This is a genomic window from Aneurinibacillus thermoaerophilus (assembly GCF_900099925.1).
Classification (GTDB): Bacteria; Bacillota; Bacilli; order Aneurinibacillales; family Aneurinibacillaceae; genus Aneurinibacillus; species Aneurinibacillus thermoaerophilus.
In genome coordinates, this window is sequence record NZ_FNDE01000001.1 from 208,463 (window position 1) to 230,760 (window position 22,298).

20 protein-coding genes are annotated in these 22,298 nt (G+C 48.4%); all 20 read left to right on the top strand.

The window, feature by feature from the left end; genetic code table 11:
* Window positions 1-11: 11 nt before the first annotated feature.
* The 20 genes from BLR88_RS01050 to dapG all read left to right on the top strand — a co-directional run bounded on the left by BLR88_RS01050 (window position 12) and on the right by dapG (window position 22,292).
* Window positions 12-4,319: a PolC-type DNA polymerase III gene (locus BLR88_RS01050; protein WP_091259637.1), complete on the top strand. Its 4,308-nt coding sequence runs from the start codon at window positions 12-14 to the stop codon at window positions 4,317-4,319.
* Window positions 4,320-4,526: 207 nt separating this feature from the next.
* The gene (rimP, locus tag BLR88_RS01055) at window positions 4,527-4,985 is read left to right on the top strand and encodes a ribosome maturation factor RimP (protein WP_175493530.1); all 459 of its coding nucleotides are present in this window, start codon (window positions 4,527-4,529) and stop codon (window positions 4,983-4,985) included.
* A gap of 27 nt (window positions 4,986-5,012) precedes the next feature.
* Window positions 5,013-6,212 (top strand): transcription termination factor NusA, encoded by a 1,200-nt coding sequence (gene nusA / locus BLR88_RS01060; protein WP_057898442.1) that lies wholly within the window; start codon window positions 5,013-5,015, stop codon window positions 6,210-6,212.
* A gap of 6 nt (window positions 6,213-6,218) precedes the next feature.
* Window positions 6,219-6,494, top strand: coding sequence for an RNase P modulator RnpM (gene rnpM, locus BLR88_RS01065; RefSeq protein WP_082705944.1), 276 nt, complete (start codon window positions 6,219-6,221; stop codon window positions 6,492-6,494).
* Window positions 6,491-6,790: a YlxQ family RNA-binding protein gene (locus tag BLR88_RS01070; protein ID WP_057898443.1), complete on the top strand. Its 300-nt coding sequence runs from the start codon at window positions 6,491-6,493 to the stop codon at window positions 6,788-6,790. The genes rnpM and BLR88_RS01070 overlap by 4 nt, the downstream gene beginning before the upstream one ends.
* 17 nt (window positions 6,791-6,807) lie before the next feature.
* Window positions 6,808-9,048: a translation initiation factor IF-2 gene (infB, locus tag BLR88_RS01075; protein WP_057898444.1), complete on the top strand. Its 2,241-nt coding sequence runs from the start codon at window positions 6,808-6,810 to the stop codon at window positions 9,046-9,048.
* 39 nt (window positions 9,049-9,087) lie between these two features.
* A complete protein-coding gene (rbfA, locus tag BLR88_RS01080) occupies window positions 9,088-9,450 on the top strand; it encodes a 30S ribosome-binding factor RbfA (protein ID WP_057898445.1) in 363 nt (120 codons plus the stop codon).
* Window positions 9,447-10,445: a DHH family phosphoesterase gene (locus BLR88_RS01085; RefSeq protein WP_057898446.1), complete on the top strand. Its 999-nt coding sequence runs from the start codon at window positions 9,447-9,449 to the stop codon at window positions 10,443-10,445. The genes rbfA and BLR88_RS01085 overlap by 4 nt, the downstream gene beginning before the upstream one ends.
* Window positions 10,442-11,377, top strand: coding sequence for a tRNA pseudouridine(55) synthase TruB (gene truB / locus BLR88_RS01090; protein WP_091259639.1), 936 nt, complete (start codon window positions 10,442-10,444; stop codon window positions 11,375-11,377). The genes BLR88_RS01085 and truB overlap by 4 nt, the downstream gene beginning before the upstream one ends.
* The gene (locus BLR88_RS01095) at window positions 11,378-12,322 is read left to right on the top strand and encodes a bifunctional riboflavin kinase/FAD synthetase (RefSeq protein ID WP_091259641.1); all 945 of its coding nucleotides are present in this window, start codon (window positions 11,378-11,380) and stop codon (window positions 12,320-12,322) included.
* Window positions 12,323-12,451: 129 nt separating this feature from the next.
* The gene (rpsO, locus tag BLR88_RS01100; RefSeq protein WP_057898449.1) at window positions 12,452-12,721 is read left to right on the top strand and encodes a 30S ribosomal protein S15; all 270 of its coding nucleotides are present in this window, start codon (window positions 12,452-12,454) and stop codon (window positions 12,719-12,721) included.
* Window positions 12,722-12,882: 161 nt separating this feature from the next.
* Window positions 12,883-15,006: a polyribonucleotide nucleotidyltransferase gene (gene pnp / locus BLR88_RS01105; protein ID WP_409359879.1), complete on the top strand. Its 2,124-nt coding sequence runs from the start codon at window positions 12,883-12,885 to the stop codon at window positions 15,004-15,006.
* Between the two features lie 164 nt (window positions 15,007-15,170).
* Window positions 15,171-16,124, top strand: a complete 954-nt coding sequence (locus tag BLR88_RS01110; RefSeq protein WP_091259643.1) for a polysaccharide deacetylase family protein — start codon at window positions 15,171-15,173, stop codon at window positions 16,122-16,124.
* Window positions 16,125-16,189: 65 nt separating this feature from the next.
* On the top strand, window positions 16,190-17,452 hold the full coding sequence (locus BLR88_RS01115; protein WP_057898452.1) for a M16 family metallopeptidase: 1,263 nt from the start codon (window positions 16,190-16,192) through the stop codon (window positions 17,450-17,452).
* Window positions 17,439-17,900: a dUTP diphosphatase gene (gene dut / locus BLR88_RS01120; protein ID WP_057898453.1), complete on the top strand. Its 462-nt coding sequence runs from the start codon at window positions 17,439-17,441 to the stop codon at window positions 17,898-17,900. Before BLR88_RS01115 ends, dut begins: the two co-directional genes overlap by 14 nt.
* A 119-nt stretch (window positions 17,901-18,019) precedes the next feature.
* Entirely contained in the window at window positions 18,020-18,274 is a 255-nt protein-coding gene (locus BLR88_RS01125) for a YlmC/YmxH family sporulation protein (protein ID WP_057898454.1), read from the top strand.
* A gap of 157 nt (window positions 18,275-18,431) precedes the next feature.
* Complete coding sequence (gene dpsA, locus BLR88_RS01130) at window positions 18,432-19,343, top strand: dipicolinate synthase subunit DpsA (protein ID WP_091259644.1); 912 nt, start codon at window positions 18,432-18,434, stop codon at window positions 19,341-19,343.
* Complete coding sequence (locus tag BLR88_RS01135; protein ID WP_057898456.1) at window positions 19,327-19,926, top strand: dipicolinate synthase subunit B; 600 nt, start codon at window positions 19,327-19,329, stop codon at window positions 19,924-19,926. The genes dpsA and BLR88_RS01135 overlap by 17 nt, the downstream gene beginning before the upstream one ends.
* 79 nt (window positions 19,927-20,005) lie before the next feature.
* Window positions 20,006-21,058, top strand: a complete 1,053-nt coding sequence (locus BLR88_RS01140; protein WP_057898457.1) for an aspartate-semialdehyde dehydrogenase — start codon at window positions 20,006-20,008, stop codon at window positions 21,056-21,058.
* Window positions 21,059-21,065: 7 nt separating this feature from the next.
* Window positions 21,066-22,292 carry an aspartate kinase gene (gene dapG, locus BLR88_RS01145; RefSeq protein ID WP_057898458.1) on the top strand — a complete coding sequence of 409 codons (1,227 nt, stop codon included), beginning with the start codon at window positions 21,066-21,068 and terminating at the stop codon, window positions 22,290-22,292.
* The last annotated feature ends 6 nt before the right edge of the window (window positions 22,293-22,298 follow it).

Here is a 22,298-nt window from a genome sequence, read left to right on the forward strand (position 1 = left end):
AAGGTGCTATCATGGGGAATCACTTGGCGAAGCAGGAGCGTTTTAACCTTTTGCTTCAACAATTGGCCATTCCGCCTGAATTTGTCGAGAAATATTTTGTCGGCGGCCTGATTGATAAAGTGGATGTCTACCGACAGGAAAAGCGCTGGCACTTTTTTTTTGAGCTTCCGGAACTTTTGCCGTTGAATGTATATCAGGCATTTTATGCTAAGCTAACGCAAACGTTCAGCAATATCGCCGCCGTTGATTGCGATATGCGCTACGCGCAGCCGGTTCCGTTAGCGGGTTTTGTCAAAGAATATTGGCCGCTCATCGTGGAGAAAGTAACACCTCACATCAACTCCACGGCAACCTATTTAAAGAACGCTACTTATGAGGTGGAAGATAACAAATTGAAGCTGGGCGTGCTTGACACGTTTGCGATAGAAAAAATGAAGCAGCGCAAAGTGGATGACTGGATTAACCAGACGGTAAAAAAGCTGTGCGGGGAATCGTTGGTGGTCACCTATTACGTGGCGCGAAACGAAGAAACGTATCAACAGTTCGTGGAGCAGCGGGAGGAAGAAGATAGAACCCGTGCGATGGAGGCGCTGCTTGAAAAGCAGAAAGAGAAAGAAAAAATCGAAGCGAGCAAAGAGGCTGCCGTGGCAGGGAATGAACTGCAAATCGGTTACGAAATCAAAGAAGAGCCAATCCCGATCCGTGAGATTCAAGAAGAGATGGGCCGCACGGTTATTCAGGGACTGGTGTTTGGTACGGATATTCGCGAACTGCGCAGCGGGCGCACGCTGTGTATGTTTAACATTACCGACTACACGGATTCCCTACAGGTAAAAGTTTTTGCCCGCGACAAAGAAGACGTGCCAAAGCTGATGGCGATTAAAAACGGCATCTGGGTCAAAGTACGTGGTACAATCCAAGAAGATACATTTGCACGTGAGCTTGTCATGACGGCAAAAGATATTGTCCAGGTGCAGCCGACCGCTTCCCGGATGGACAACGCCACGGAGAAGCGCGTAGAATTTCATTGTCATACCAACATGAGCGCGATGGATGGCGTTGCTTCAGCGGAACGGTTAATCAAGCAGGCAGCTGAATGGGGACACAAAGCGATTGCCATCACCGATCACGCAGTAGCGCAGGCATTTCCAGAGGCGTTTTCTGCTGCGAAGAAATACGGCATTAAAGTGATCTACGGTATGGAAGCGAACGTGGTGCCTGACTCTGCAGTGATCGTGCACCAGCCGCAGAGCAGGGAACTTGCAGACGATACGTATGTTATTTTCGACGTGGAGACGACCGGTCTTTCCGTTGTTAACAACACGATTATTGAGATTGCTGGCGTTAAAATGAAAAACGGTGAAATTATCGGCCGCTACGAATCGTTTGTCAATCCGCACGAGCCGATTCCGCTGAATATCCAGCAACTGACCAACATTACTGACGATATGGTAAAAGATGCCCCGGAACTTGATCAAGTCATTCGTGAGTTTGTCGACTTCGTCGGTGACGCGGTGCTTGTAGCGCATAATGCGAAGTTTGATATGGGTTTTTTGCAGGCAAGCTTAAAGAAGGTTGGTTTGCCTCCGATCGGGAATCCGTTCTTTGATACGCTCGAACTTGCACGATTTCTATACCCCGGCATGCGCAACCACCGGCTGAATACGCTTGCGGAAAAATTCAATGTTAGCTTAGAGAATCATCACCGCGCTGTGGATGATTCCGAAGCAACCGGTCATATCTTTTTTCATATGCTAAAAGACGTGCTGGCACAGGATATTACCAACTTGGACGATTTGAACAACCATGTTGGGCTTGATCTGCAAAATGCGCGTCCGTTCCATTGCAATATTTACGCGCTGAATGAGATAGGCAAGAAGAACCTGTATAAGCTCATTTCCTTGTCTCATACTGAATACTTGTACAAAACGCCGCGCATTCCGCGCGCGCAAATTCAAAAGCATCGAGAAGGTTTGCTGATTAGTTCAGGCTGCGAAAAAGGCGAATTTTTTGAAACGGTCTTGAATAAAAGCCAGGAAGAAGCGGAAGAAGTTGCCCGTTTCTATGACATCTTGGAAATTCAGCCGATTGAGATCAATCGCCATCTGATTGAAAAACAGTTGGTGCCGAACGAGGCGGCGCTAATGGAAGCAAACCGCAAAATCGTGGAAATTGGTGAGAAGCTTGGTATCCCGGTTATTGCGACAGGCAATGTGCACTATGTGCATCCTTACGAAAAAGATTACCGGGAGATTTTAATTCACGGCATTACCGGCTTCAGCCCGCTGAAAGAGCAGTACAAGCCGGATGCTCATTTCCGCACGACCGAAGAGATGCTGGAAGAGTTCAGGTATTTGGGCGAAGAAAAAGCGAAGGAAGTTGTTATTACGAACCCGAATATGCTGGCCGACCAGTTTGAAGAGCTGGAAATTATTCCGAAAGATTTGTACACTCCGAAAATCGAAGGAGCGGACGAAGAAATCCGCACGATGAGCTATAACAAAGCAAAAGAATTATATGGAGACCCGCTCCCGGAAATTGTGGAGAAACGGCTGGAAAAAGAATTAAACAGTATTATCACGCATGGATTTGCCGTTATTTATTTGATTTCGCACAAGCTTGTAAAAAAATCAATCGAAGACGGCTATCTTGTTGGTAGCCGGGGCTCGGTCGGTTCGTCATTTGTCGCCACTATGACGGAAATTACGGAAGTAAATCCACTGCCCCCGCATTACCGCTGTCCAGAGTGCAAGCATAGCGAATGGTTTACGAAAGGCGAGTATGGTTCCGGGTTTGACCTTCCATCTAAGGATTGTCCGAAATGCGGCACGACGATGGTAGGCGACGGCCACGATATTCCGTTCGAAACGTTCCTTGGGTTTAAAGGAGATAAAGTTCCCGATATCGACTTGAACTTCTCAGGGGAATATCAGCCGCACGCCCATAACTACACGAAAGTGTTGTTTGGCGAGGATTATGTGTATCGCGCGGGAACGATCGGTACAGTGGCTGAGAAAACGGCGTATGGCTTTGTCCGCAAATACGCAGAAGAAAAAGGAAAGAACTGGCGCAACGCTGAAATGAGTCGCCTTGCGGCCGGGTGTACAGGTGTTAAACGAACAACGGGTCAGCACCCCGGGGGGATTATCGTCGTACCGGATTACATGGAGATATATGACTTTTGCCCGATCCAGTATCCAGCGGACGATAAAAATGCGGAATGGCGTACAACCCATTACGACTTCCACTCCATCCACGATAACCTGCTCAAGCTGGATATTCTCGGTCACGACGATCCGACGGTGATTCGGATGCTGCAAGATTTGACAGGCCTTGATCCGAAAAAAATTCCAGTCTGCGATCCGAAGGTCATGAAGATTTTCAGTGGCACTGAAGTGCTAGGCGTAACGCCTGAACAAATTGAAAGCAATGTCGGAACACTTGGTATTCCGGAATTTGGAACAAAGTTTGTCCGTCAAATGCTCGAAGATACCCGTCCATCTACATTTGCGGAACTTGTGCAGATTTCCGGTCTGTCACACGGCACAGACGTATGGCTCAACAACGCCCAGGAACTTGTGCGCAATGGTACATGTGAATTAAAAGACGTGATCGGATGCCGCGATGATATTATGGTCTATCTTATGCACAAAGGGCTTGAGCCTTCGTTTGCGTTTAAAATCATGGAGTCCGTAAGGAAAGGGAAAGGTCTTACGCCGGAGATGGAAGAAGAAATGAAGAAACACAACGTGCCGGATTGGTACATCTGGTCATGCAAGCAGATTAAGTACATGTTCCCGAAAGCGCACGCGACAGCGTATGTACTGATGGCGGTGCGGATTGCGTACTTTAAAGTGTATTATCCGATTCATTTCTATGCGACGTATTTTACCGTACGTGCAGACGACTTTGATATTGAGCTTGCAGTGCAGGGTTCCGCTGCGATTCGTGCACGTATGAAAGAAATTGCTGAAAAAGGCAATGACGCGCAACCGAAGGAAAAATCGCTGTACACGGTGCTTGAGATGTGTCTGGAGATGTGTGAGCGCGGTTTCAGCTTTAAAAATGTTGATCTGTACCGCTCGGACGCCACTAGGTTTATTATTGACGGCAATAGTCTGATTCCGCCGTTTAACGCGCTGGCAGGCGTGGGTACAAGCGCCGCGATTAACATTGTTAAAGCACGCGAGGAAGGCGAATTTCTGTCGATTGAAGACTTGCAGCAACGCGCACGTTGCTCGCGTTCCGTTATCGAATTGCTACAGCAACAGGGATGCCTTGACAGTTTGCCGGAAACGAACCAGTTGTCCCTATTCTAAAGAACGGCAACGCTCCTTGTTGGCACGTTATAGATGGCACCTGTTGCCTGAACGCGGTAATTATGCTATAATGCGTTTTGGTAATACTAAGTATACGTATCTAATGACGCGAAGAGTGGGGAAACCCACTCTTTCCTTTTAGCCAAATAAGCGTTCTAGCTATTTGCTGCACGATTCTATCGAACTTTGCTTAGGGGGTTTATGTTCTTGAGCCAACACGTAATCGCCGTGACAGAAGAACTTGTCACACCGATTCTTGAAGAAGAAAACTTGGAACTTGTCGAAATTGAGTACACAAAAGAAGGCGCTAACTGGTTTCTTCGCGTCTATATCGACAAAGAAGGAGGTGTGGATATCGAGGACTGCGGACGAGTCAGCGAAAAGTTAAGCAAGAAGCTGGATGAAGCGGATCCGATTCCAGGAGCTTATTTTCTCGAAGTTTCTTCTCCTGGAGCTGAGCGCCCGTTGAAAAAAGAAAAAGACTTTGAACGTGCCGTGGGCAGGCATGTGCATGTTACCACATACGAACCGATTAACGGAGCTAAAGTGTTCGAAGGCGAGCTCATATCTTACGATGGAAAACAATTGGAGATTAAAGAAGGGAAAACAAGCGTGGTCATTCCACGGGAAAAAGTGGCCAGTGCCCGGCTTGCCATTGTGTTTTAATGTTTGAAAGGAGGATAAGGGATAACGATGAATGCCGAATTCATTGAAGCTTTAAACGAGATAGAAAGAGAAAAAGGAATTAGCAAAGAGGTGCTAATTGAAGCGATTGAAGCGGCGCTGGTCTCCGGTTATAAACGCAATTTTAACTCCGCGCAAAACGTGCGTGTTGATATTAACCGCGAGCTGGGGAACGTCCGAGTTTTTGCCCGCAAAACAGTGGTAGAAGAAGTAACAGACCCTCGTTCGCAAATTTCACTCGAAGAAGCCCAAGAAATCGATCCTAACTACATGGTTGACGACATTATTGATATGGAAGTTACGCCGCGTGATTTCGGCCGCATTGCCGCACAGACGGCCAAGCAGGTTGTAACGCAGCGCATTCGTGAGGCTGAGCGTGGCATTATTTATAACGAGTTTGTCGATCGTGAGCAAGATATTATAACAGGTATTGTCCAACGCCAGGATCATCGTTTTTATTATATTGATCTTGGCAAAGTAGAAGCGCTTATGCCGCTCAATGAAAAAATGCCGAACGAGACATTTAAGCAGGGAGATCGCGTTAAAGCATTTATTACGAAGGTTGAAAAGACGACGAAGGGGCCACAGATCTTTGTGTCTCGCACGCACCCGGGTTTGCTCAAGCGTCTATTTGAATTGGAAGTGCCGGAGATTTTTGATGGTGTAGTAGAGATTAAATCGGTAGCGCGCGAAGCAGGCGATCGCTCCAAAATTGCAGTATATTCATCCGATCCAAATGTGGATCCGGTTGGCGCTTGTGTTGGACCTAAGGGAATGCGCGTGCAGACGATTGTCCAGGAGCTAAAGGGCGAAAAGATCGATATCATGAAATGGTCAGAAGACCCCGCAGAGTATGTAGCCAATGCTCTTAGCCCGTCCAAAGTCATGCACGTAACGGTATACGAAGCGGAAAAAATGACGCGCGTCATTGTACCTGACTATCAGCTATCTCTCGCCATCGGCAAGCGTGGACAGAACGCGCGTTTAGCTGCTAAGCTGACCGGTTGGAAGATTGACATTAAGAGCGAGAGCCAGGCCGCAGAGGAAGGTTTTGTCTACAGTGAGCCGGTGTCCGTCGTATCCAAAGACAAAGCCGATGAGTCGAAAGACGAATGGATGCAGAACGAGGCGTACGAACAGGAGAACGAAGAGGAAAACAAGCCGGTGGAAGAAGCACCTGCTTCAAATGCCGGGGATGAAAGGGAGTAGATTTTCGTGAAAACGAGAAAAACTCCACAAAGAAAATGCATCGCCACCCAGGAGATGTTCGATAAGCGCGATTTGCTGCGCATCGTGCGGACGCCGGAGGGTGAAATCAAAATTGATCCAACTGGCAAAGCCTCCGGGCGTGGCGCGTATGTTTCCCGTTCTTGGGAAGCTTTTGAAATTGTGAAGAAGAAGAAGCTTCTCAATCGCGCCTTGAAGGCAGAAGTGACGGATGAAATGTATGAGGAGCTAGAACGCGAATTTGCGAGGCTTGTGCGCAAATGAACAAAGTGGAGCAAATGCTCGGCCTCGCGCAGCGGGCCCGCAAGATTATTACGGGTGAAGAATTCGTCATCAAAGCGATCCGCCAGGGACAGGTGCGCTTGGTCATCTTGGCGGAAGACGCATCCCCGAACACTCGCAAAAAGGTAATGGATAAGTGCAGCAGTTACCATGTCCCCTGCGAGACGTACGGCGACCGCTGTACGCTCGGCGCTGCGCTTGGGAAGGAGCAACGAGTCGTCATCGGCGTAACTGACGTCGGCTTTGCAGCAAGATTGACACAGTTGATTCACCAATAACTGTCGGGGGTGGATACATGAGTAAGCTAAGAGTGTATGAGTATGCTAAGCAGCTTGACATTAGTAGCAAGCAGCTAATTAATTTGCTTCATAAACTTGACATATCGGTTAATAACCATATGAGCACGCTGGAAGACAGCATAGTGCAAAAGGTAAAACAACATTTAAAACAAGTTAAAGAACGCGCAGACAGTCAACAACAAAAGCGCGATACGGAAAAGAGTGGTAAGATGGAGAAAAATCAAGAACAGGCAAAACGGAATGTAAAAAATGAAGGTAAAGGAAACGGAAGTCAAGGAAACAAAGGAAATGGAAAAAGTAAGCAGGGTAACAAGCCGAAAGTGGGGGCAAAACCGCCGCGTGAAGATCGTCACCATTTGAGTCGCGGTAAAACAATGCAGAAGTCAAACGCCCGCCCGAAACGTTTCGACGATAACAAAAAATCGGCTGAATCGAATAAAGCGCTTAAACGTCCAAGTAAATCACAACAACCAAAGCCGGAGGTGAAGGTGGATAAAATCACTGTATCCGGTTCGATGACGGTAGCGGAGCTGGCCAAAAAAATTAAAAAATCACCTTCCGAAATTATTAAAAAATTGTTTGGACTTGGCGTAATGGCTACGATTAACCAAGAACTTGATCTGGATACCATCCATTTGATTGCCTCCGATTATGACATTGAAGTTGAGGAAAAAATCGAAGTGGACTATAGTGATTTTGAAAATATCGAAGAAGTGGATGATCCGGAAAGCTTAGAAGAACGTCCGCCGGTTGTTACGATTATGGGGCACGTTGACCATGGAAAAACGACGTTGCTTGATGCCATCCGCGAGACAAACGTAACATCGACGGAAGCCGGCGGTATTACGCAGCATATCGGTGCATACCAGGTTGTAAAACACGGCAAGAAAATTACATTCCTTGATACGCCAGGACACGCTGCGTTCACAACGATGCGCGCGCGCGGCGCACAGGTTACAGACATCGCCATTATTGTGGTGGCGGCCGATGACGGTGTTATGCCACAGACAGTAGAAGCCATTAGCCATGCGAAGGCGGCCAACGTGCCAATTATTGTGGCGGTAAATAAAATGGATAAACCGACCGCCAACCCTGACCGAGTAAAACAGGAATTGATGGAACATGGGCTTGTGCCGGAAGATTGGGGCGGTGACACAATTTTTGTGCACGTTTCGGCCCTTAAGCGCGAAGGATTGGACGACATTTTGGAAATGATTTTGCTTGTAGCGGAAGTGCAAGAGTTGAAAGCCAACCCGAATAAGCGCGCGCGCGGCACGGTTATCGAGGCCGAGCTTGATCGAGGAAAAGGTCCGGTAGCGACCGTTCTTGTGCAATCCGGTACGCTGAGAGTCGGAGATCCGATCGTTGTTGGTACGGCGTATGGACGCGTTCGTGCGATGATGAACGACAAAGGCCGCCGTATCAAAGAAGCTCCGCCGTCCACCCCAGTGGAGATTACCGGGTTGAATGACGTGCCGCAGGCTGGTGACCAGTTCATGGTATTCGAGGACGAAAAAATGGCGCGCCAAATTGGTGAACGCCGGGCAGCGACCCGCCGTGAAAAGGAACTGCGCGCCTCCGCACGCGTATCGCTTGACGATTTGTTCAATCAAATCAAAGAAGGCGATATGAAGGAAATTAACGTCATTATCAAAGCGGACGTGCAAGGTTCGGTAGAAGCGTTGCGCGGCTCGCTTGAAAGAATCGATATTGAGGGCGTGCGCGTAAAAATTATTCACACAGGCGTCGGGGCAATTACGGAATCCGACGTAATTTTGGCTTCTGCATCCAACGCGATTATCATCGGCTTCAACGTGCGTCCGGAACCGAACGCGCGTGCGACCGCGGAAGCGGAAAAAGTCGATATTCGTCTCCATCGCATCATTTACAAGGTCATCGAAGAAATCGAAGCGGCTATGAAAGGTATGCTTGAACCGGTATACGAAGAGAAGGTGATCGGTCAGGCCGAGGTGCGCCAGACATTTAAAGTATCCCGCGTCGGAACGATCGCAGGTTGCTATGTAACGGACGGCAAAATTCAGCGCGACGCCGGCATTCGTGTGATTCGTGATGGTATTGTGATTTATGAAGGAAAAATCGACACGCTCAAGCGTTTTAAAGACGATGCGCGCGAAGTGGCACAGGGTTACGAGTGCGGTGTGACGATTGAAAAATTCAATGACATCAAAGAAGGGGACATCCTCGAAGTGTTCGTCATGGAGGAAGTCGCCCAATAACCTTGGCTGCGCAAGCACAGATAGAACGAGGTGAATATGATGGGCAACATTCGTACGAATCGTGTAGGCGAACAAATTAAAAAAGAATTAAGCCAAATTTTACAACAGGAAATAAAAGATCCGCGCATCGGATTCGTTACTATAACCGGCGTGGAAGTATCTGGCGACTTATCGATTGCCAAAGTGTTTATCAGTGTGCTCGGCGGAGATGAACAGAAGGTAGATACGATGCGAGCTCTTGAAAAAGCGAAAGGATTTATGCGCTCTGAAATTGGGCGCCGCATTACTCTCCGGCATACGCCCGATTTGGTGTTCAAGTTCGATGAATCCGTTGAGTACGGCAGTCGAATTGAGTCGCTGCTGAACCAAATTAATCAGGGAAAAGGGGAAGACAGACAATGAGTTCCTATCAGGCATCCCTGGAAGCGGCTGTACGTTTTATTCATCGGCATCAGCATTTTCTCGTTGTAAATCACGTAAATCCTGATGGGGATGCCACCGGCTCCCTGCTTGCGATGGGCTGGCTTTTGCGCCAGCTCGGCAAGCGGGTGACGCTTGTGAATGAAGGAGAAACTCCTGCCAAATTTAGTTTTTTGCCTGGGGCGGATGCGATTGTGAACATGTCCACCCGGACAGAGCACGATACATACGATGCCGTTATTACATGCGATTGTGCTGATTTCGCCCGCATCGGGGAAGTGGCGGCATGGTTCGCTCCGAAATGCGAATTGCTTAACATTGACCACCATCCCACAAATGATTTATTTGGAGATGTAAATCTGGTGCGTATAGACGCGGCCGCAACGGCGGAGGTCATCTTTGATCTGGTGAAATTTATGGAGCTTACCATTAACGCTGAATTGGCAACTTGCCTGTATACCGGTCTGTTGACGGACACCGGCGGGTTTCGCTATTCCAATACGACGCCGCGCGTGATGGAAGCTGCGTCCGAATTATTGAAGCACGGGGTAGAACCTGCGCGCATCGCAGAGCAGGTGCTTGAGACCATTACAAAGGCGCATGTCGAGCTATTGCGTCGTGCTTTGCAAACGCTGGAACTAATGGACGGCGACCGCGCCGCTTACCTAACCGTTACGCTCGCTGATATGGCGAAGACAGGCGCGGGCAATGATGATACGGAAGGGCTTGTTACTTATGCTCGTAACATCGAAGGTGTGGAAGTAGGCGTACTGTATAAAGAAGTTGCGGGCGGCAAAGTGAAAGTCAGCTTTCGTTCGCGCAGTGAAGTCGATGTCGCGGCGATCGCCAAATCACTGGGCGGTGGCGGGCACATTCGTGCTGCCGGCTGCACGGTGGAAGGGACACTTGCGGAGGTTAAAGCAGTCGTTTCACAAAAAGTAAGCGCGGTGTTGCGAAAATGTGGTGAGCGGGCATGAGCATACTTTCAGGCATCCTTCCTTTATACAAGCCAGCTGGAATGACGTCGCACGACTGCGTAATGAAAGTGCGGAGAATTACGCGCATGAAAAGAGTGGGCCACACCGGTACGCTGGATCCAGGTGTCACCGGAGTGCTTCCCATTTGCATCGGCCCGGCGACCAAAGTTGCAGATTATCTGCATGAGGTGCCGAAAGTGTATCGGGCGACGATGAAGATAGGAACGGCGACCGATACGCAGGACGCTAGCGGAGTGGTCGTTGAGCGTAAAAGCGTCGAGCCACCGTTAACCGAAGCGCAAGTTCGCGCCGTACTCGCCCGCTTTATTGGCGAATTCGAACAGGTGCCACCAATGTATTCAGCGGTAAAAGTGGGCGGCAAGCGATTGCATGAATGGGCGCGGCAGGGCAAAACGGTAGAAAGGAAACCGCGCCGCGTCACCGTTTATGAGATGACAATCGAAAACATGGCGCTTGAGCGCGAACAACCTGAGGTTACGTTCACCGTGACATGCTCCAAAGGAACGTATATTCGAACGCTGTGCGTCGATATTGGTGCTGCGCTTGGGTTTCCGGCCCATATGACTCGTTTGCAGCGCATTAAAAGCGGGCCCTTTACTTTGGACGAGTGCGTAACGCTAGAACAAGTGGAACAGGCTCAGGCCGAGGGGAGGCTTGCGGAACTGCTGTATTCACTTGATCAAGGGCTGACGCAGTATCCGGCAGTGACAGTCCCCGCAGGCCGTGTCAAGGCGATCCTCAACGGACTAAATCAGCGTCACTTGAAGGGCGGTAACTGGCAAATCGGGGACAGGCTTCGCTTATACAGCCCGGATGGATCTTTTCTTGCGCTACACGAAGTGATAGATATAGATAGAGAAAAAGGTGTCGAATCCAAACCTGTCAGAGTGTTTCCGGAGGGGGAGGCATAAATGGAAATTCAACGTTTGCATTATCCGCTGCCGCCTGATTTTCAGGGCGAGGTGTGCGTACTGGCTATGGGGTACTTCGACGGTGTGCATGTTGGACATCGCCGCGTTATTCAAAAAGCGATTGATATAGCGAAATCGCTCGGCGTAAAGTCGGCGGTTATGACATTTGATCCACACCCGCGCGAAGTGCTTGGTCAAAGCGGGTATACCCAGTACTTAACGCCTATCGATGAAAAGCTTGAACAGATGAAGAAAATGGGGGTAGATATTGCTTACGTTGTTTATTTCGACATTTCGTTCGCCGCCATTTATCCGGAGGACTTCATTGACGAGTTTTTGGTGCAGCTTTGTCCGAAACATGTAGTGGTCGGATTTGATTATACGTTCGGACATAGGGGGAAAGGTACGGCCATTACGCTCAAAGAACACGCGAACGGCCGCTACGGCGTTGAGGTGATTGCACCGGTAAACCGGTTCGGCGAAAAAATTAGCAGCACGTTGATTCGTGAATATTTGTACAGTGGAAAAATTGTTGAAGCGACACAATTCCTTGGTCGTCCATACCGGGTGCGCGGCACTGTTGTGCACGGGGAAAAACGTGGGCGAACCATCGGATTTCCGACAGCCAATATCCAGCTGTCTGCTCCATACATCGTTCCGCGGAACGGTGTGTACGGTGTGCGTGTCAAACTGGAAGATAAAACGTATTATGGTGTCATGAACGTGGGAATTAAGCCCACGTTTGAAAACGAGCGGAAAGAAAAGTCGCTGGAAGTGCATCTGTTTGATTTTGCGGGTGATATCTACGGCAAAGCGATAGAAGTAGAGTTTTGGTTTTTTATTCGCGAAGAACAGAAGTTTTCCAGTGTCGACGCGCTGGTTGTGCAGATTCACGAAGATGTCGAAACGGTGAAAAAACAGTTTGCGAAATATTCAATTGTGTAGGGACAGGGGTTTACTCTATCTTGTGCGTATGATATAATATGTTTCGTTAAGTTAATAACCATGGCTTGGAAGATCGACTCACCGACGGTTTTCTAGGGCATTGGGGATTTTTATGAGGAGGTGAACAGGATGGCACTGACGCAAGAACGGAAGCAACAGCTGATTCAGGAATTCCGTACTCATGAATCTGATACAGGATCTCCAGAAGTACAAATCGCTATCCTTACTGAGAAAATTAACTACCTGAACGAGCATTTGCGCGTGCACAAGAAAGACCACCATTCTCGTCGTGGTCTTCTGAAGATGGTAGGTCAACGCCGCAACTTGCTTGCTTATCTGAAAGATAAGGACATTGCTCGTTACCGTGAGTTAATTGACAAATTAGGCTTGCGCCGATAAGCAAAAGCGGGGTTTCCCCGCTTTTTTCATGCCTGAAAATTTTGGATATGTTTGGATACATTTTTTCCTTATTATTTCTATTCAGTGCAGGAAATACTAAAAAAATGACGAAATGATACTTTTTGTTGAGCAAGAGAGGAGGCATTTATAGGTTTATGGATATGGATGTGAAAATATACGAGTTTGACCTTGCGGGACGAAAAATGTCGATCGAATACGGCAAACTCGCTAAGCAGGCCAACGCAGCGGTGCTCGTCCGCTATGGCGATTCTGCGGTACTGAGTACGGTAACGGCATCCAAAAAGCCGTCTCAACTCGATTTTTTCCCGCTTACAGTAAACTATGAAGAGCGGTTATATGCCGTTGGAAAAATCCCGGGCGGTTTCATTAAGCGTGAGGGACGTCCAAGCGAAAAAGCAACGTTGGCGAGCCGTCTGATTGACCGTCCGATCCGTCCGCTATTCCCGGAAGGTTTTCGCAATGAAGTGCAGGTTGTCAATACGGTGCTATCCGTAGATCAGGATTGCTCAACAGAAATTGCCGCCATGATTGGAACGTCCGCCGCGCTTTCCATTTCTGACATTCCGTTTCATGGACCGATCGGCGGCGTTATTGTAGGCCGTGTAAATGGCGAGTTCTTCATCAATCCGACCGTCGAACAGATGGAAAAAAGCGATTTACACCTAACTGTAGCCGGTACGTATGACGCAATCAACATGGTGGAAGCAGGCGCTAACGAAGTGCCGGAAGAAACGATGTTAGAAGCGATCATGTATGGCCATGAAGAAATTCGCAAAATCGTAAAAGAAATTGAGAAAATGGTTGCCGAAGTCGGTAAAGAAAAAATGGAAGTGGAACTGCATTCCATCGATCCGGAGATGGAGGCAGCCGTTAAAGAATATGCGGAAGCCCGACTGCTTGAAGCGGTACGGATTGAGGAAAAGCAGGCGCGCTACGACGCGATTGAGGCGATTAATGAAGAAACGCTCACGCATTTCGCGGAAATCTATCCGGAACAGGAAGCGATGTTGCTAGAAATTTTGCATGACATTGTGAAAAAAGAAGTGCGCCGTCTTATTACGCATGAAAAAGTTCGTCCAGATGGTCGTGCGCTGGATGAAATCCGGCCGATTTCCTGCGAGGTCGACCTGTTGCCGCGCACGCACGGTTCCGGTCTGTTCACGCGCGGACAAACCCAGGTGCTTAGCGTATGTACGCTTGGGGCGCTTGGTGATGTGCAAATTCTCGATGGCCTCGGCCTTGAAGAATCGAAGCGGTTTATGCACCACTATAATTTCCCACCTTATAGCGTAGGAGAAGCCCGTCCATTGCGCGCGCCGGGACGCCGTGAAATCGGGCATGGTGCGTTGGGTGAACGCGCGCTGGAGCCGGTTATTCCAAGCGAAGATGTGTTCCCTTATACGATTCGCCTTGTGTCCGAAGTGCTTGAATCGAACGGTTCTACTTCCCAGGCAAGTATTTGTGCAAGCACACTGGCGTTGATGCAGGCCGGGGTGCCGATTAAAGCTCCGGTAGCCGGTATCGCGATGGGGCTTGTAAAAGATGGCGAGCATATCAGCGTTTTGACGGATATCCAAGGGATGGAAGATCATCTGGGCGATATGGACTTCAAAGTGGCAGGCACACGTAAAGGTGTTACCGCGCTACAGATGGACATTAAGATTGAAGGAATTAACCGTCAAATTCTCGAGCAGGCGCTCAAGCAGGCACGCGAAGGCCGGTTGTTTATTCTCGACAAAATGGAAGAGGCGATCAAGGAGCCGCGCAAAGGGCTGTCACCGTATGCGCCCAAAATTACGACTCTGCGTATCAATCCGGACAAAATCCGTGATGTTATCGGGCCAAGCGGCCGTGTCATCAACAAGATTATCGAAGAAACTGGCGTGAAAATCGACATTGAACAGGATGGCCGCGTTTATATTGCTTCCGTGGATTCGGAAATGAACGAAAAGGCGAAGCGCATCATCGAAGATATTGTGCGTGAAGTTGAAGTCGGACAAGTATATAATGGCACCGTGAAGCGCATCGAGAAATTTGGCGCGTTTGTGGAGCTATTCTCCGGCAAAGAGGGGCTTGTTCACATTTCCCAGCTTGCGGAAGAGCGCGTAGGCAAAGTAGAAGATGTCGTAGCCATTGGGGATAAACTAATGGTAAAAGTTACGGAGATCGATAATCAAGGCCGTATTAATCTTTCGCATAAAGCGGTATTAAAAGAACAAAAGCAAAAAGAACGAGCGGCCGCTCAGGTTAACAATAAACAGTAAGCCAGAAAATAGCGACGTGTGACTCTGAGTCAGTCGCTATTTAATTTTTTATATTCTATCAAATAGGACAGAAAAAAGCATATTTGTTGCTAGCTATAGTCATTTTTCTGCTTTGTCCGCATACGATGGTACAAACCTATTGGTGTGCGGGAGTGGTGGATATCATGAAAAGATTGCTTGCGGTGCTTTGTTTTACTTTTCTTTTATATAGTGTTATGACTTCGGAACCCGTAAATTCCTATATTGCATCACGCAAAAAGGATCAGGAGACGCTTCAGACCCAAACGGTGCAATGGGAGGCAAAGATAAAGGAGCTTGCGAGAACGAAAAATGTCCCTCCGGTGGACGCGCGCATTGATCCGATTTGGAAAGGGATTCCCGGCTATAACGGATTGGTTATTGACGAAGAAGCGAGCATAAAGCGGATGCTTCATGCTGGCAAATGGGACGAGTCACTTATTGTTTACCGCGAAGTTGAGCCGTCCGTCCAGATTGACCAACTGTCTCCGGCTCCTATCTATCGTGGAAATCCGGCCAAGCCAATGGTTTCAATTATGATTAACGTTGCTTGGGGGAATGAATACTTGGATTCTATTTTAAAGACGCTTGAGAAAGAAAATGTAAAAGCAACGTTTTTCTTGGACGGCAGTTGGACGAAAAAATATCCGGACGAAGCGAAAAAAATTGTCCAATCAGGCCATGAAATTGGCAGTCATGCGTATTCGCATCCGAATATGAGCAAGCTTTCTTTAACAAGGATCGAACAGGAAATCACAAAAACAAACGCGGTAATTACAGAAGCGACAGGGATTACACCGACGTTATTCGCACCTCCTTCTGGAGATTTTGACCAACGGGTCGTTAATATGGCCGCGCGTTATCATTTGAAGACAATTCTTTGGACGGCGGATACAGTGGATTGGCGTAAACCATCTCCAGAAATATGGTTCCGTACAGTTGTCCCAAAAATCAATAATGGCGCTCTCATTCTGATGCATCCAACGTCTCCGACCGCCGAAGCACTTCCACGGCTCATTCAGTATATAAAAGAAAAGAAATTGGCGCTCGGCACGGTAAGCGAAACCCTATCTACCAGGCGCGTTCCCCCTATTGAGTGAAAAACATAAGTTTGCTATAGTAAGAAAATATGTGACATTCTTGTCATCTGGAGGAGGAAGGCGTAGTGATAGAAAAATACACGCTAGAAAACGGCGTGCGCGTCATTATCGAAAAAATTCCAACGGTTCGCTCTGTAGCCCTTGGTGTTTGGATCGGAACAGGGTCGAAATTTGAAAGCATAGAATGGAACGGAATTTCTCATTTTATTGAACATATGCTTTTCAAAGGCACAGCAACGCGGTCGGCCAAACAAATCGCCGAAGCATTTGACCAAATTGGCGGACACGTGAATGCCTTTACTTCCAAAGAGTATACATGCTATTATGCGCGGGTGCTTGATGAGCATGCGGCGGTCGCGCTTGATATTTTGGCCGATATGTATTTTAATTCGGTATTTGATGAGCAGGAATTACAAAAGGAAAAAAATGTGGTAATTGAAGAAATCCGCATGTATGATGATACACCTGACGATTTAGTACACGATATCGTGGCTAAGGCGTGTTATGAGACCCACCCGCTCGGTTACAGTATTCTTGGCACGGAGGAAGTGCTGAATCGTCTTACTCGCAATGATATCCACCGTTACATAGAGGCGCGTTATACGCCGGAGCAAACAGTGATTGCGGTAGCAGGCAATGTATCGGATAAGCTGCTTAGCGAAATTTCTCGCTATTTCTCCGGATACAAGCGCGTTACTAAAGAACTAACACCGGATGTAAAACCGGATTTTACAGCTGGCGCGATTTGCAAGCAGAAAGATACGGAACAAGCGCATCTTTGTCTTTCATTTCCCGGATATGAGGTGGGACACAAGGACATTTATTCGTTAATTTTGATGAATAACGTGCTCGGCGGTAGTATGAGTTCGCGTCTGTTCCAGGAAGTACGTGAAGAACGCGGGTTGGCCTACTCCGTATATTCTTACCATTCCGCATTTAAAAATGCAGGTACATTTACGCTGTATACCGGAACGGCGACCAAGCAGCTTGAAGAAGTATATAACGTAATGATACATACGGTCGCCGAATTGCGTGACAAGGGGATTACGGCCGAAGAACTGAAGAAAGGGAAAGAGCAGTTGAAAGGCAGCTTGATGCTGAGCTTGGAGAGCACCAACAGCCGCATGAGTCGTCTCGGCAAAAATGAGCTTTTACTTAAGCGTCATATAGAGCTGGACGAAATGATTCAGCGTGTGGAAAATGTTACACTAGAGAATGTGAAAAAAGTAGCGGAAGATATCTTTTCACAGCCGATGGCAATGGCGCTTGTTAGTCCGCTTGAAGCAATTCCAGATTATATGAGGAGCGATATCTTTGTACGATGCTAATGTAGATGTAACGGTAAAGATCACGGTTTTTCCTGGTAACGAAGACATTGGTTTGCCTGAGAAAATGACGGAGCTTGCGAGCGGCTTTGACCTTAAAGCCGCGGTAGACGCTCCCGTAACGCTTCAGCCCGGTGAGCGCGCGCTGATTCCGACCGGTTTTGCGATGGCGATGCCAGCGAACTTGGAAGCACAGGTGCGTCCGCGCAGCGGATTGGCATACAAAAAAGGAATTACCACACTGAATTCGCCCGGTACCATTGATGCGGATTACCGGGGAGAGGTCGGCGTTATTTTAATTAACCACGGATCGGAGCCGTTTGTGATTGAGCGGGGAGACCGCATCGCCCAGCTTGTATTTCAGTGGGTGCCGCGCGTGCATCTGAAGCAAGTGGACAGGCTTGAAGAAACAGAGCGCGGTAGCGGAGGCTTTGGACATACAGGAGTGTAAAGAAAGAGGGAGATGTTTTTCTTCCTCTTTTTTTAATTGTGGAAAAGACGAATGTCCTCCCCTTGTTTTATCTATTTATATTGTATAAAAGCAAATTCAGCATGCGGGGAGGCGGTTCAATGCGGTACAGCGAACTTGGCGGAAAAGAAATTATTGATTTGGATAATGGTGAGCGAATGGGGGTAGTGGGGCAATCCGATCTGGTTATTGATCCAGATACGGGCAAAATCGAGTCCATTATTATTCCGGCAAGCGGTTTACTTGGATTTGGCAAGAAAAAAGAAGAGATGATGATTCCGTGGAAAGCCATCCGTAAAATCGGAAGCGAAATGATTATTATCGAAATGAAGCCGGGAACGTTGATAAAAGAATAGTGGAAAGGATGGGTGGGCATTTGTCACCACACCGGGCACCTACGAATACGATGAGGGTAGAAATGCAACGAATTTCGGGAAACCATGGCTGCGGCGGTCGTTTTGTGCTTTATCTTGGCGCAGGTTTGCAGTAAAATGGTTTGAAAGGGGTTATCTTATGCTGACAGGAATTCATGCTGCCTTCATCGGGGGCGATGCCCGCCAGCTTGAAGTCATCAAGAAATTTATCGAATTGGATGCCGCGGTAACCCTCATCGGCTTTGATAATTGGGAGAGCAACTTCACTGGAGCGGTGAAGCGTCCGCTTTCTGCTGATGTCTTGCGCGATGTGGATGCTTTGATTCTACCGATTGTAGGGTCGGACGATAAGGGGTATGTTGAAAGTATTTTTTGTTCTAAACCCCTGCAATTAACGGAAGAGCTTTTGACGGTGCTTCCTTCCCACTGCTGCATTTATACGGGGATGGCCCGCAGCTTTCTGAGAAACATGGCTGCGCTTCACAATCTCAGTTTGCAGGAATTTCTGAACCGTGATGATGTGGCGATTTATAATTCCATTCCCACAGTGGAAGGCGCGCTTATGATGGCAATCCAAAATACTGATTTTACTATTCATAACTCTATCAGTCTGGTTCTCGGATTGGGCCGGGTTGGTTTATCCATGGCGCGCGTTTTGCACGCGCTTGGTGCTCACGTGCGCGTGGGTGCCCGCAAGTCGGCAGATTTGGCCCGTATCTTCGAGATGGGATTGACCCCATTCCATATCGATGAACTAAGCCAACATGTTGATGACGCGGACTTGATTTTTAATACGATCCCCCACCTTGTCATTACAGCAAAGGTGATTGCCAATATGCAACACCACGCTTTAATTATTGATTTGGCCTCCAAACCGGGCGGCACCGATTTCCGGTATGCGGAGAAGAGGGGGATTAAAGCGATCCTTGCTCCTGGTTTACCTGGAATCGTTGCTCCGAAAACAGCGGGACAGATTACTGCCAATATACTGTCACGTCTCGTTTTTGAACAAATGGTAAACGGGAGGAATCAAAATGGATCTCAAGGGTAAAACGATCGGCTTCGGGCTGACAGGTTCGCATTGCACATTTGCAGAAGTAATGCCAGAGATTCAAAGGTTGGTAGATGCAGGCGCGAACATTATTCCTGTTATTAGCCATACGGTGGCTACGACGGATACCCGTTTTGGCAATTCTAGCGATTGGCAGGCGCAATTGCGCGCGATTACCGGAAATGAAATTATCTCGACGATTGTGGACGCGGAGCCGTTCGGACCGTCGAAAAAGTTGGACCTTATGATCATTGCCCCTTGCACGGGCACGTCCATCAGCAAACTTGCCAATGCAATGACGGACAGCGCAGTAATGATGGCGACAAAAGCAACGCTTCGCAACTTGCGGCCGGTCGTCATCGCGATATCGACGAACGACGGACTCGGTCTGAATGCGGCGAATATTGCAAAACTTGTTGCAACCAAGAATATTTACATGGTGCCGTACGGCCAGGATGCGCCGGACAAAAAGCCGAATTCTCTTGTCGCCCGCATGGAACTGCTTAAGGAGACGTGCGAAGCGGCGCTCGAAGGAAGACAGCTTCAACCGATGTTGGTGGAGAAATACCGCTATATGCAATAGTAATTTTTGCTATTTTCATCTATAAAAATATTATGTAGGCTGTGCAATATGTTCAGTAAAATGCGAAGGAGTGGGGAAGATGGAGAAAAAGAATGGATATCATGTTGCAGTTGTAGGTGCTACTGGCGCAGTAGGAGAACAGATGCTGAAGATGCTGGAGGAGAGGCAATTCCCACTTACGTCTTTGAAGGTACTGGCTTCCGCCCGTTCGGCTGGTAAGACAGTTAAGTTCAAAGGAGAAGATATCGTTATTGAGGAAGCGACTCCGGACGCATTTGAAGGCGTACAAATCGCCCTGTTTAGCGCAGGCGGCAGCGTAAGCAAGGCGCTCGCCCCGGAAGCGGCAAAGCGTGGCGCGATTTGCATCGACAATACAAGCGCGTTCCGCATGGACCCGAATGTGCCGCTTGTTGTACCGGAAGTAAACGCGGATGCGCTCAAGGAGCATCATGGTATTATCGCTAACCCGAATTGCTCAACAATTCAGATGGTGGTTGCTCTGGAGCCGTTGCGTCAACAATACGGAATTGAGCGTATTATTGTGTCTACTTATCAGGCGGTATCCGGTGCAGGGGCCAAGGCGATTCAGGAACTGTGCAACCAAACGGAAGCGATTATTCGCGGCGAAGAAGTGAAAAAAGAAGTATTGCCGGTCGGATCACTGCCGAAAAAGCATCAAATCGCCTTTAATGCCATTCCGCAAATTGATGTGTTCTTGGATAATGGCTTTACGAATGAAGAGATGAAAATGGTGCGCGAAACGAAGAAAATTTTTTCTGATGACTCGATCGCGGTCGCTGCGACATGCGTACGTATTCCGGTTATCAAAGGTCATTCGGAGTCCGTATATGTAGAGCTTAAAAACGATTATGACCTGGCGGAAGTACGCTCACTCCTTGCGAACGCGCCAGGCATTGTTGTTCAGGATAATCCCGAAGAACAGGTATATCCGATGGCGATCGATGCGGCTGATAAAGTCGAAACGTTCGTCGGTCGCCTGCGCCGCGATCTTGACAATCCGCGGGGCTTGCATATGTGGATTGTTTCCGATAACCTGTTAAAGGGTGCGGCATGGAACGCAGTGCAAATCGCCGAGGAACTTGTGAAACGGAACTTAATTAAGGAGCAATGAGAGCAGCATGAGAATAATTGTCCAGAAATTCGGGGGTTCGTCTTTGACGACCGCCGAAAAAAGAGAGCGTGCGATTTACCACATTCTTAAAGCGCTGGAAACAGGGTACAGAGTATGCGTCGTTGTATCTGCTATGGGGCGAAAAGGCGATCCGTACGCGACCGATACTTTACTTGATTTGATTAAAGAAAATGGGAACACTCTCGGTAAGCGGGAGCTTGATATGCTGATGGCGTGCGGCGAGGTCATTTCGGCCGCGACGATGGCCAGTATGCTAAACGCCAAGGGGCTTGATACGATTGTACTTACAGGCGGCCAGGCCGGCATTTTGACAAATGATGACTATACAAATGCCCAGATCTTAACGATTAATCCGCAGCGCATTCAGCGTGAACTGGAACAGGGCAAAGTGGTTATCGTAACCGGCTTTCAAGGCCGGACGACCGAATGGGATACAACAACGCTTGGTCGCGGTGGCAGCGATACGTCAGCTACAGCGCTGGGTGTCGCCTTGAAAGCGGAGATGGTCGATATTTTTACAGACGTGAACGGTATTATGACGGCGGACCCGCGGATTGTAGAGGAAGCTCGCTCGCTGTCTACCATTACGTACACGGAAATTTGCAACATGGCGTACCAAGGAGCAAAAGTGCTTCACCCGCGCGCGGTGGAAATCGCGATGCAGACAAATACGCCGATTCGTGTTCGTTCGACGTTTTCAGATGACGAGGGCACGCTTGTGACAAGTGTGGCGGAAGTCAATCGTTTGGCAGGTGAAATGAACGATCGGCTGATCACAGGTATTGCGCATGTACCTAACGTAACACAGATTAAAGTGATGGCCAGAGAGGGCGAATATGATCTGCAAATGCGGGTATTTAAAGCGATGGCTGAGAATGGGATTAGCGTCGACTTCATTAACGTCAATCCGCGTGGCGTCGCTTATACGGTACGCGATGAAGTAGTAGAGAAAGCGGTTGGTATTTTACAGGAGATGGGGTATGAACCACTTTTGACTCGCCATTGCGCGAAAGTATCTGTCATCGGTGCCGGAATGGCTGGCGTTCCCGGTGTTATGGCGCGCATCGTTGAAGCGCTGACGAAAGAAGACATCCAGATTCTGCAGTCTGCCGATTCCCATACCACGATCTGGGTGCTTGTCCGCGAAGTGGATATGGTGCGTGCGGTGCGTGCGTTGCACAAAGCGTTTGACCTTGATAAGGTACAATTTTGAGGAGGA